The organism is Mesorhizobium sp. L-8-3 (assembly GCF_016756615.1).
Lineage (GTDB): Bacteria > Pseudomonadota > Alphaproteobacteria > Rhizobiales > Rhizobiaceae.
This window is the reverse complement of the sequence record NZ_AP023262.1, coordinates 800,373-811,547: the sequence shown is the minus strand read 5'-3', so window position 1 is coordinate 811,547 and position 11,175 is coordinate 800,373. Positions and strand designations below refer to the sequence as shown.

Below are 11,175 nucleotides of genomic sequence, written 5' to 3'. Positions count from 1 at the left end.
TCAGCATGTGCCGGAGGCTGTGCGGCTCACATGATCGTTGTCGGCCAGCGCCGATGCGTCCCCGGTTCCGAACTCAGATACGCTGGTGGTCAGCACGCCACATCGAACGATCCCGCCAAGATATCTCTCAAACCGGCCAACCATCTTGTTGGAGTGCGCGCGCGGTTGCTGACAGCTGTGGCTTACTTTGGCGAAGCAAGGCATAGCCAGCGGCCGGCAGATGGCAGGATCGCGGTATTTGTTGGCAGGCTTGCCGGAGCGGTCGGCCTGCCGCCTGTGATATGGATAACTGCGTCAGTTATTGCCCGTGGACTTGCCTGTTGACCGAATAGTGATGTCGGCCTTCGGCGGCTCCCGACATCTTGCACGGTCAACGAAAGGTAACACGATGCTCCTAGATGATTCCCGCTTTCCCCTTGTCTTCCTGCGCGAGCATGAGGACGACGGCTCGTCCATCGACGAGGTGCTGGACAGGAACAATCAGCTTGAAAGCCTTCTGGACAAGCAGACACCGTTCGTGCTGATCGCCGATCACTCTGCGCACGATCACGATGACGAGACGCCCGAGGAGCGCAAGGCAAAGGCGCTGTTCTTCAAGCGGATCAAGGACCGGATGAGGAAGTACTGCCTTGGGTTGATTGTGATCGAAGGCCACTCTCCGATAAACACCGCGGCACGGGTCGCCGCGTCCGCGGCAAGCAAGGCATTGGGGTTTTCAGTCCAGTTCGCAGCGGACGAGGAGATCGCCGCTGCCAAAGGCTTGGCTTTGCTTGAAAAGAACGCCGCGTGAGACGCCAGAGAATGGTATCATACAGGGCTGGCTGAAAGAACGCGCAATATTCGAGGTTCTATGCGCCCGGAGCCTGAGCCGTATCTGCGATTGGGATGATGTGATGGAGTTTCCATATCCGCCTGATATTGATGACGTGGATGCAATTCCACGACCCGTCTTCAGTCTTATCACCGAGGCGACTTTCGTAGGCGAGACGGAACCGCATCGCCATCAGAAGGCGCAGTTGATGTATGTCATCAGCGGCGTTCTGACTATGCAGGCTGCGGACGGTATCTGGACGGTGCCGCCCCATTGTGCCTTGTGGATACCAAGCGGTGTTTCCCACGCGGGCAGGATGGCCGGCCATATCAAGATCGCCAGCCTGTACATCGATCCGGGTCTGGCCGCTCCGCTTGATCAGCATTGCGGCATTGTGTTCGTACAGCCCTTCCTGCGGGAACTCATTCTGCGCTTCGATTCTGAGCCATCACTGCTGAATATGGGGCATGGGCGTGAGGCACGACTCACATCAGTGCTGCTCGATGAACTGGCCGCGGCGCCGCTTGAACCGATCCACCTGCCAATGCCGAACGACCGGAGGCTCCGGCGGCTGACCGAATCCATGATCGAAAATCCGGCGCTGCGTTTCACGATCGGCGAGTGGGGGGCTCGCGTCGGAGCGAGCAATCGAACCCTGAGCCGGCTGTTCCAGCGCGAGACCGGCATGTCGTTCGTTCGCTGGAGACAACAACTGCATATCGGCCTGGCACTGCAGCGTCTCGCGCAAGGCGAGCAGGTTACGAACATTGCCGCCGATCTTGGCTATGAGAGCGTCAGCGCATTCATCTCTTTGTTCAGGCGAATGCTTGGGACGACTCCCGCTCGGTATTTTGGAGAAGCGGCCTCCGGAGCCTCGGAGCGAGGTGATCGAAAGGCGCGTGCCCGCGACGAGAGTGATCATGGCATCGCGGAAGCTGCCGAAACAGCACCGAATGTCGTCCCACTAAGAAGGTCGTAGGCGCGTCAGCACGGATAGCCCACAGGAATCATACCGGCGGCGAATGACCGGCGCTGTATGTAATCATTCGGCTCGCGGGTCGATCCCTAGAGAGGATCGCGCCATCTACAACTCGTTCAGTAGGGACTAGAAATGCGCCGTCGGAAACTGAGCGATATGCCTCAAATGCCAGCAAACCCATTGCCGCTTGGCGGTCGCATTCCGATGACATCACTTATTCAGACACTCGCTGTCGCTGAGCATCTGAATTTCCGTCACGCGGCCAATGCGCTTGGAGTTACTCAATCGAGTGTCAGCGCGCGCGTGAAAATGCTGGAAGAAGAGCTTGGTATTCTTCTCTTCGAACGCCACACGCGAGGCGTGCGCATCACACAAGCGGGCCGGCACTTTGTCGAAGGCGTTGCTTTGGCAATCGATCAACTCGACCAGACCGTTAGAACCGCCGGCATGTTCTCGCGCGGTGAGCAGGGGCGTCTTCGAGTCGGTATTCACGCTCTGATCCCTGGCGGCTTCCTCGCTACTCTTTTGCAACATTATCGAGAGCGGCATCCAGGCATTGAGGTAGAGATCACCGAAGGCACTGCGCGCGAGGCGGTAATGCAGCTCCGCGCTGCCCACTTGGACATAGCATTCGTAGCAGGGACACCCGACCCTCCGGATTGCCACTCACGACAGATATGGACCGAAGCGCTGATGGCAGCGCTACCAGCAAACCATCCGCTTGCCGAGCGCTCCTACGTCACGTGGTCAGATCTGGCAGCGGAGACCTTCATCGTCAGATATAGTGGCGCCGGGCCGCAAGTTTATGACCATATCGTGGCGCGCCTAGCCGGTCGCTGGTCCGCCCCCTCAATCCTCCGTTTCGATGTCGGGCAAACCACGTTGCAATCAATGGTCGAGCAAGGATTCGGCATCACCATTGTCGGGCAGGCCGCGTCGCTTTTGCCAACTTCCGGCTTGGTCTTTCTTCTCATTGCAGACGAACCTGTGTCGGTTTCATTCTCCGCAGTCTGGTCGCCGCATCACCGCGGCGCGGCGCTGCGGAACCTACTTGCACTCGCTGACGAAATGGGGCGCTCAGTCCAGCTCACCCAGGTTCTCAGCGGCTCGACTCCACAATCCCGCGAACAAACCAAGGCATAACGCAAAGCCATCCGATTTGTACGCCAGAGTATCCGACCGCCCTCCCGTTTCATCTTTTTTGTTGCCTGTCCCGAAAACACCCATTCTCTGATCGGCTCCGACATTTTTGCCGATTGGAGCCTGTATGCGTGGCGGCCGAATCCTCTGGGGTCAGATCACCGTCGTTCTGACCATAGTTCTCGTCATGACCTGGGCGGCGACGCAATGGACCGCGTGGCGGCTCGGCTTTCAGCCGCAACTCGGTCAGCCTTGGTTGGAGCTGGCGGGCGTTCCGATCTACTACCCGCCGGCCTTCTTCTGGTGGTGGTTTTCCTACGACGCCTATGCGCCGTCGATCTTCACCGAAGGCTCGATCATCGCCGCATCCGGCGGCTTCATAGCCATCGCCGCCGCGATTCTCATGTCCCTCATCCGCGCGCGCGAAGCCCGCAACGTCGCGACCTACGGTTCGGCTCGATGGGCCGAGAAGGAGGAGGTGCTTGTGGCGGGTCTGCTCGGCCTTGATGGCGTCGTGCTCGGAAAATATGAACGGGACTATCTGCGCCATGACGGCCCGGAGCATGTCCTGTGCTTCGCGCCGACGCGATCCGGCAAGGGCGTCGGCCTCGTCGTACCGACGCTGCTGACTTGGCCGGGAAGCTGCATTGTCCACGACATCAAGGGTGAGAACTGGACGCTGACGGCGGGCTTTCGCGCCAGGCACGGCCGCGTGCTGCTGTTCGATCCGACCAATGCCCGATCGTCGGCCTACAATCCGCTGCTCGAAGTCCGGCAGGGGGAATGGGAGGTCCGCGACGTGCAGAACATCGCGGACATTCTGGTCGATCCCGAAGGCAGTCTCGACAAGCGCAATCACTGGGAAAAGACCAGCCACAGTCTGCTTGTCGGGGCGATCCTGCACGTCCTCTACGCGGAGAAGGACAAGACGCTGGCGGGCGTCGCCAATTTCCTCTCCGATCCGCGCCGCCCGGTAGAAGCCACCCTGCGGGCGATGATGGATACGCCGCATCTCGGCGAAGCCGGCGTCCATCCCGTCATTGCATCGTCGGCGCGCGAGCTGCTGAACAAATCCGACAACGAACGCTCCGGCGTGCTCTCGACCGCCATGTCGTTTCTCGGCCTCTACCGCGATCCCGTCGTGGCCCGCGTCACGGCGCGCTGTGACTGGCGCATTGCCGATCTCGTCGGCGGCAAGAAGGCGGTCAGTCTCTACCTCGTCGTGCCGCCATCCGACATCAATCGCACCAAGCCGCTCATCCGCCTCATCCTCAACCAGATCGGCCGCCGGCTCACCGAGGAGTTGACCGCGACGACGAAGCGCCACCGGCTGCTCTTGATGCTCGACGAGTTTCCGGCGTTGGGTCGCCTCGACTTCTTTGAATCGGCGCTCGCCTTCATGGCGGGCTACGGCCTCAAGGGCTTCCTGATCGCCCAATCGCTCAACCAGATCGAACGTGCCTATGGGCCGAACAACGCCATCCTCGACAATTGCCATGTGCGTGTCAGCTTCGCGACCAACGACGAGCGCACCGCCAAGCGCGTGTCCGATGCGCTCGGTACCGCGACGGAGCTGCGCGATTCCACCAACTATGCCGGCCATCGTCTCTCGCCCTGGCTCGGCCATCTGATGGTCTCGCGACAGGAGACGGCGCGGCCGCTCATGACGCCCGGCGAGATCATGCAGCTCCCGCCGTCCGAGGAAATCGTAATGGTCGCGGGCACGCCGCCGATCCGCGCCACCAAGGCCCGCTACTTCGAGGATGCGCGTTTGCTGGAGCGCATCATCACGCCACCCGAGCTGGCGACCGCTCCCGCGAACACCGCCACCTCCGACGACTGGTCGGGCCGCGTCGTCGCTGCCGCAGGCCAGACGGGCGCGATCGGCGCGGGCGACGACGGCGGCGATCCGGCCAATGCCGGCATCCGCCGCGAGCCGGAATTGCCTGAGCACGAAGAAATCATTCCGTCTCCGACACCCGCGCAGGAGTTCGAGCTTCTGGACGATGAACCCGATGTGGACGCCGCCAAGGCCAACGCCATGCGCAACCGGATGCGGATGGTCGCGCGGCAAGCCTCGCTCGACCCCGGCGACGGCATCGAACTGTAAGGACCTGATCATGCCGACCCGAACCCGCAGGAATGTCTATTTCGACCCCGCCTTGCTCAAACAGGTCGATGCCCTGGCGATGCGCCGTAAGGTCTCGGCCTCGGCCATCGTGGAGGCCGCCGTCGCGTCGTTCCTCTCCGGCGACACGACCGAGAAGCTGGAGGCGGCCATGTCGCGCCGCCTCGACAAGATCGGCCGCCAGATCGACACGCTGGACGAGGATCTCGCCGTGCTCGGCGAAACCCTCTCGCTCTTCGTCCTCATCTGGCTCTCCTCCACGCCGACACTGCCCGAGAACGCACAGGCTAGCGCTCGCGCCAAGGGGGCCGAACGGTTCGACGGCTTCATGCAGCGTCTCGGCAAGAGACTGGCGAGCGGCGACAGGTTTCTCAAAGAGCTTTCGCGCGATGCGCCCGCGCAGCCGACATCAGGCGGAGATGCCGCGGTGCAAGAATAAGCAGCACACGGCCGTCAGGTCGATCGAGCTTCGCGATAGCGATCACGCAAATGCACGGTGGTCTGGTCGATGCTCGGATAGACCGTGGTCGCATTGATATTGATGCTGTCGAGCTGTGCCAGGATATGCCGCTTCTCACCAATCGTCACGCGCGCGATCTCAATCCCTTCCTCACCGGCTTCAGGAAGCGTGGCTTCATGGCCGAAAAGCAGGAACGCGCCCGCCTGCGATTTGATGCGCGTGTTTGTCCGCTTGGCTTTCACGCAAACGATGGAGCCGAGATCGTCCGGCAGGATACGGCCCTCGAAATATCCTTTCTCTGACCGGATGTGGTGAAGGAGTTTTTGGGCAACGCCCGACTGATTGAACTCCCCCGTCTCCTTCGTGAGATCGAGCTCTTCCTTCTGGGCATGGGTGAGATTGGAAAGGTTGGCGATGCAGCTCACCGTGTCGGAATCGTAATATTTGACCTTGTTCGAGCCGATACGGAAAATGATCACTTCGCCCTCGATGTCCAAGGACTGGTCGTTACCGTAGCAGGCAAAGAAGAGCGCGACGAGCGGATTACTCGATATGTCGAGAAGGCGCGTCGGAAGGCCATAGTGCTGCATACGTACAAGGCGATCGAAGCAATATTGGTCGCCCTGGAACTCGTCATAGTGGCCGATGAGCAGCTCCTTGCACAGCCGATCCTCGTTCGGCATGAACTGCCAACCGCCTTCCGGCCATTTCCGCAACAGGGAGGGTGTCAGCTCGAAGCTGGAGTTCTCATGCCCCCGGAAAAAATTCTCGGTCAAATCGGCGGCCGGCAAACCATAGAGATGCGCCAGGAACGCCTCGACGCTCTCTGCGCGCCCGATGATCTTTTTGGTGCGCGGCGGAGGGACCACCGCGCCGGCGTCCTCTTGAAGGGCGAGAACCTGCTGCACAGCCTCCTGTTGCTCTGGGCAGAACGGCACCAGCCTTTCTAGAATGTCGCGCGCCTCGCCCTCGCGAACCGCCCAATGGGTGCGATAGAGCTGAAAGCCATCCGCGCCGAAGACTTCCCGCGCCTGGTCGACATCGGGAAACTCGACCTCGCCGAAATCGATCGTCGTACGGAACTTGGTTTCGACTTCTTTTTTGCCGACGACCGTGCCTTCGATCCTCCCGTACTTGACGGGCATTGAGCACGATGTCTTGGTGCGCGAAATTTCTCCGCAGAGAAATGTCGGCAGCTTTTCCATGAATTCGATCGACGTCGAACCGAGTTCCTCCAGCCGTTTCTCTATGTCCGTCGGGGTGTATTCAAACATACGCCCACGGTTCATGGAGATTTCGGCGGGCTCGCCGTCTAGATATTCCCAGTTGCCGAATGAAATGTAGTTGAAATTCTCAGGCATCAAGAATCGTCTCCCTGCCTAGCAGCAATAAGCATATTCGCGTCGTCTCTCAACAACACCGGCCGTTTTGATTCCACGGTTTCGGCCTCGCCGCCTCTGCCTGTCTGGATCGCCTGCCGTCCTATTCGCCGCCGATAGCCGCCGACCGCCGCACGGCTCTCGATACTTGTTGAACAGGCCCGATTTCGGGCTCTTTTAATCGACCCCGATCGGGGAACTGTCTGTTGCGTCCCCTTCAATTTTGGGGACGGCATGACTTCTTCTCACCAGAAACCGGAGGCGATCCAGCGCGGCGCGCGAATGCTCCGCACGGCGCTCGGCCCGGCCATCGCACGCTTTCTGGAAGACCCCGCCGTCGTCGAGGTGATGCTGAACCCTGACGGGCGCATCTGGATCGACCGGCTCTCCGAAGGACTGTCCGACACCGGCGAAATCCTGTCGCCCGCCGATGGCGAGCGCATCGTGCGTTTGGTCGCCCATCATGTCGGCGCGGAGGTTCACGCGCGAAGCCCGCGTGTCTCCGCCGAGCTGCCCGAAACCGGCGAGCGGTTCGAAGGTTTGCTTCCGCCCGTCGTCGCATCGCCGGCCTTCGCCATCCGCAAGCCCGCCGTCGCCGTCTTCACCCTCGCGGACTACGTGGCCGCCAGTATCATGACCGCCGATCAGGCCGCGACCCTACGCGAAGCAGTCGCGGCGCGCGCCAACATCCTCGTCGCGGGCGGCACCTCCACCGGCAAGACCACGCTGACCAATGCGCTACTGGCCGAGGTGGCGAAGACCGCCGATCGCGTCGTCATCATCGAGGACACGCGCGAGCTGCAATGTGCAGCGCCCAATCTCGTCTCCATGCGGACCAAGGATGGCGTCGCGACGCTCTCCGATCTCGTCCGCTCATCGCTACGCCTGCGCCCCGACCGCATCCCTGTCGGCGAGGTGCGCGGCGCCGAAGCGCTCGATCTCCTCAAAGCCTGGGGCACCGGCCATCCCGGCGGCATCGGCACCATCCATGCCGGCACCGGCATCGGGGCGCTGCGCCGGCTCGAACAGCTCATCCAGGAAGCCGTCGTCACGGTCCCGCGCGCCCTGATCGCCGAGACCATCGACCTTGTTGCCGTCCTCTCCGGCCGCGGGTCCGCGCGCCGGCTCGCCGAGCTCGCCCGTGTCGAAGGGCTTGGGCCGGACGGTGACTACCGCATCACCTCAGCCACCCCCAGCAGCACAGGAGCCCCCTCATGATCCGTATCCCCATGCGCGTCCGCCGCACCGTCGCGACGGTCGCCGCCGTCGCCTATGTCAATCTCGTCCTCGTGCCCGCCGCGCACGCTTCCGGCTCCTCCATGCCGTGGGAAGCGCCGCTCCAGAAAATCCTCCAGTCGATCGAAGGCCCGGTCGCCAAGATCATCGCGGTCATCATCATCATCGCGACGGGCCTGGCGCTTGCCTTCGGCGACACGTCGGGTGGCTTCCGCAAGCTGATCCAGATCGTCTTCGGCCTGTCGATCGCCTTCGCCGCGTCGAGCTTCTTCCTGTCGTTCTTCTCGTTCGGCGGCGGGGCGCTCGTCTGATGGCGGTCGCGTTCGAGCAACTGGACGTGCCGGGCTTCACCGTCCCGGTTCACCGCGCGCTGACCGAGCACATCCTGCTCGGCGGCGCGCCGCGCTCCATCGCGATCCTCAACGGGACGCTGGCCGGGGCCGTGGGCCTCGGCCTGCGTCTCTGGCTGGTCGGTCTGCTCATCTGGGCCGTCGGCCATTTCGCGGCGGTCTGGGCGGCCAAGCGCGATCCACTCTTCGTCGAAGTCGGACGCCGCCATCTGCGCATCCCCGGCCACCTCGCAGTCTGAAGGAGGCGCACCCATGATGAACCTCGCCGAATATCGCCGCAGCGCCAGCCGCCTCGCGGACTATCTGCCCTGGGTCGCGCTCGCCGCCGAAGGCGTCGTGCTCAACAAGGACGGCAGCTTCCAGCGCACCGCGCGCTTTCGCGGCCCCGATCTCGACAGCGCCGTCGCCGCCGAGCTGGTCGCCGTCGCCGGCCGCATCAACAACGCCTTTCGCCGCCTCGGCTCCGGTTGGAGCATTTTTGTCGAGGCACAGCGCTCCGAGGCCGCGACCTATCCCGACAGCGTGCTTCCCGATGCGGCGTCCGGCCTGGTCGACGCCGAGCGCAAGGCCGATTTCGAGGAAGCCGGCGCGCATTTCGTGTCGGGCTATTATCTGACCTTCGTCTATCTGCCGCCGGCCGAGGAAGCCGCCCGCGCCGAAACCTGGCTCTATGAGGGCCGCGAGCGCACCGGCGTCGATCCCCAAGAAATCCTGCGCACCTTCACCGACCGCACCGGCCGCGTCCTCGCGCTGCTCGACGGCTTCATGCCCGAATGCGCGTGGCTCGATGACGGCGAGACGCTGACCTATCTGCACTCGACCGTCTCGACCAACCAGCACCGCGTCCGCGTGCCCGAGACGCCGATCTATCTCGATGCGCTGCTTGCCGATCAGCCGCTGACCGGCGGGCTCGAACCGCGCCTCGGCAGCGAACATCTGCGCATCCTCACCATCATCGGCTTTCCGACCGCCATGACACCCGGCCTGCTGGACGACCTCAACCGGCTCGCCTTTCCGTATCGCTGGAGCACACGCGCGATCCTGCTCGACAAGACCGACGCGACCAAGCTGCTGACCAAAATCCGCCGCCAATGGTTCGCCAAGCGCAAGTCGATTGCCGCGATCCTCAAGGAAGTCCTGACCAACGAGGCGTCGGCGTTGGTCGATACCGATGCGTCCAACAAGGCCGCCGACGCCGACATGGCCTTGCAGGAACTCGGCGCCGATGTCGCCGGCATGGCCTATGTCACCGCGACGATCACCGTCTGGGACGCCGACCCGCGCATCGCCGACGAAAAGCTGCGCCTCGTCGAGAAGGTCATTCAGGGCCGCGATTTCACGGCCATGGTCGAGACCGTCAACGCGGTCGATGCCTGGCTCGGCAGCTTGCCCGGCCACGCTTACGCCAATGTCCGCCAGCCTCCCATCAGCACTTTGAATCTCGCCCACATGATCCCGCTTTCGGCGGTGTGGGCGGGGCCGGAACGGGACGAGCATTTCGGTGCGCCCCCCTTGCTTTACGGCAAGACCGAAGGCTCGACCCCGTTCCGGTTATCCCTTCATGTCGGCGACGTCGGCCATACGCTGGTCGTCGGCCCGACCGGCGCGGGCAAGTCCGTGCTGCTCGCGCTGATGGCGTTGCAGTTCCGGCGCTACGAACGCTCCCAGGTCTTCGCCTTCGACTTCGGCGGTTCGATCCGCGCCGCCGCGCTCGCTATGGGCGGCGACTGGCACGATCTCGGCGGCGGTCTCACCGAAGGCTCCGACGCTTCCGTCTCGCTCCAGCCGCTCGCCCGCATCCACGACTCCTACGAACGCGCCTGGGTGGCCGACTGGATCGTGGCGATCCTGATGCGCGAGGGCATCACGATCACGCCCGAGGTGAAGGAGCATGTCTGGACGGCACTGACCTCGCTCGCGTCCGCGCCGGTCGAAGAGCGCACCATCACAGGCTTCGTCGTCCTGCTCCAGTCCAATGACATCAAGCAGGCGCTCCGGCCCTATTGCGTCGGCGGGGCCTATGGACGGCTGCTCGATGCCGAGGCCGAACATCTGGGCAGCGCCGACGTGCAGGCGTTCGAGATCGAGGGGCTGGTCGGCACAGGGGCCGCGCCCGCCGTGCTCGCCTATCTCTTCCACCGGATCGGCGACCGGCTCGACGGCCGCCCGACGCTGCTCATCATCGACGAAGGCTGGCTCGCTCTCGATGATGACGGCTTCGCCGGCCAGCTCCGCGAATGGCTGAAGACGCTGCGCAAGAAGAACGCGTCCGTCATCTTCGCCACACAGTCGCTCAGCGACATCGAAAATTCGAGCATCGCGCCGGCCATCATCGAAAGCTGCCCGACGCGGCTCTTGCTGCCGAATGAACGCGCGATCGAGCCGCAGATCACGGCGATCTATCGCCGCTTCGGCCTCAACGATCGCCAGATCGAGATCCTGGCGCGGGCGACGCCCAAGCGGGACTATTACTGCCAGTCGCGGCGCGGCAACCGCCTGTTCGAGCTGGGCCTCGCGCAAGTCGGCCTCGCGCTCTGCGCCTCCTCCTCCAAATCCGATCAGACGCTGATCGCCAACCTCGTCGTCGAACACGGCCGCGAAGGTTTCCTCGCCGCGTGGCTACGTGCCCGCGACGCCGGATGGGCGGCCGACCTCATCCCGACTTTTCCCACTGCAGCAAAGGAGTCCTGAC

General features: G+C 63.1%; 10 protein-coding genes. 9 read left to right on the top strand and 1 reads right to left on the bottom strand.

The window, feature by feature from the left end; all coding sequences use genetic code 11:
- Positions 1-334 precede the first annotated feature (334 nt).
- The 5 genes from JN302_RS03740 (at position 335) to JN302_RS03720 (ending at position 5,497) form a co-directional block, all read left to right on the top strand.
- Positions 335-790 (top strand): hypothetical protein, encoded by a 456-nt coding sequence (locus JN302_RS03740; protein ID WP_244846183.1) that lies wholly within the window; start codon positions 335-337, stop codon positions 788-790.
- A 103-nt stretch (positions 791-893) separates the two neighbouring features.
- On the top strand, positions 894-1,790 hold the full coding sequence (locus JN302_RS03735; RefSeq protein ID WP_202331819.1) for an AraC family transcriptional regulator: 897 nt from the start codon (positions 894-896) through the stop codon (positions 1,788-1,790).
- Positions 1,791-1,922: 132 nt separating this feature from the next.
- The gene (locus JN302_RS03730; protein ID WP_202331818.1) at positions 1,923-2,933 is read left to right on the top strand and encodes a LysR family transcriptional regulator; all 1,011 of its coding nucleotides are present in this window, start codon (positions 1,923-1,925) and stop codon (positions 2,931-2,933) included.
- Between the two features lie 124 nt (positions 2,934-3,057).
- Positions 3,058-5,040 carry a conjugal transfer protein TraG gene (locus JN302_RS03725; protein ID WP_202331816.1) on the top strand — a complete coding sequence of 661 codons (1,983 nt, stop codon included), beginning with the start codon at positions 3,058-3,060 and terminating at the stop codon, positions 5,038-5,040.
- A gap of 10 nt (positions 5,041-5,050) precedes the next feature.
- On the top strand, positions 5,051-5,497 hold the full coding sequence (locus tag JN302_RS03720) for a ribbon-helix-helix domain-containing protein (RefSeq protein WP_037186476.1): 447 nt from the start codon (positions 5,051-5,053) through the stop codon (positions 5,495-5,497).
- A gap of 14 nt (positions 5,498-5,511) precedes the next feature.
- Here the strand turns inward: JN302_RS03720 and JN302_RS03715 are convergent, their stop codons facing one another.
- Positions 5,512-6,879 carry an FRG domain-containing protein gene (locus JN302_RS03715; RefSeq protein WP_244846182.1) on the bottom strand — a complete coding sequence of 456 codons (1,368 nt, stop codon included), beginning with the start codon at positions 6,877-6,879 and terminating at the stop codon, positions 5,512-5,514.
- Positions 6,880-7,131: 252 nt separating this feature from the next.
- On the opposite strand from JN302_RS03715, the gene trbB reads away from it, so the two are divergent.
- From trbB to trbE, 4 genes are read left to right on the top strand one after another with little or no spacing between them, the layout of a single operon-like run.
- Positions 7,132-8,115, top strand: a complete 984-nt coding sequence (gene trbB / locus JN302_RS03710) for a P-type conjugative transfer ATPase TrbB (protein ID WP_202331814.1) — start codon at positions 7,132-7,134, stop codon at positions 8,113-8,115.
- Positions 8,112-8,444, top strand: a complete 333-nt coding sequence (locus JN302_RS03705) for a TrbC/VirB2 family protein (RefSeq protein ID WP_013500639.1) — start codon at positions 8,112-8,114, stop codon at positions 8,442-8,444. Before trbB ends, JN302_RS03705 begins: the two co-directional genes overlap by 4 nt.
- Complete coding sequence (locus tag JN302_RS03700; RefSeq protein ID WP_013500640.1) at positions 8,444-8,722, top strand: VirB3 family type IV secretion system protein; 279 nt, start codon at positions 8,444-8,446, stop codon at positions 8,720-8,722. Before JN302_RS03705 ends, JN302_RS03700 begins: the two co-directional genes overlap by 1 nt.
- 13 nt (positions 8,723-8,735) lie before the next feature.
- On the top strand, positions 8,736-11,174 hold the full coding sequence (gene trbE, locus JN302_RS03695; RefSeq protein ID WP_202331812.1) for a conjugal transfer protein TrbE: 2,439 nt from the start codon (positions 8,736-8,738) through the stop codon (positions 11,172-11,174).
- Position 11,175 lies beyond the last annotated feature (1 nt).

Coding starts and splice junctions, on each gene's coding strand:
- JN302_RS03740 (WP_244846183.1), top strand. CDS start 335: ATGTCGGCCTTCGGCGGCTCCCGACATCTTGCACGGTCAACGAAAGGT.
- JN302_RS03735 (WP_202331819.1), top strand. CDS start 894: ATGGAGTTTCCATATCCGCCTGATATTGATGACGTGGATGCAATTCCA.
- JN302_RS03730 (WP_202331818.1), top strand. CDS start 1,923: ATGCGCCGTCGGAAACTGAGCGATATGCCTCAAATGCCAGCAAACCCA.
- JN302_RS03725 (WP_202331816.1), top strand. CDS start 3,058: ATGCGTGGCGGCCGAATCCTCTGGGGTCAGATCACCGTCGTTCTGACC.
- JN302_RS03720 (WP_037186476.1), top strand. CDS start 5,051: ATGCCGACCCGAACCCGCAGGAATGTCTATTTCGACCCCGCCTTGCTC.
- JN302_RS03715 (WP_244846182.1), bottom strand. CDS start 6,879: ATGCCTGAGAATTTCAACTACATTTCATTCGGCAACTGGGAATATCTA.
- trbB (WP_202331814.1), top strand. CDS start 7,132: ATGACTTCTTCTCACCAGAAACCGGAGGCGATCCAGCGCGGCGCGCGA.
- JN302_RS03705 (WP_013500639.1), top strand. CDS start 8,112: ATGATCCGTATCCCCATGCGCGTCCGCCGCACCGTCGCGACGGTCGCC.
- JN302_RS03700 (WP_013500640.1), top strand. CDS start 8,444: ATGGCGGTCGCGTTCGAGCAACTGGACGTGCCGGGCTTCACCGTCCCG.
- trbE (WP_202331812.1), top strand. CDS start 8,736: ATGATGAACCTCGCCGAATATCGCCGCAGCGCCAGCCGCCTCGCGGAC.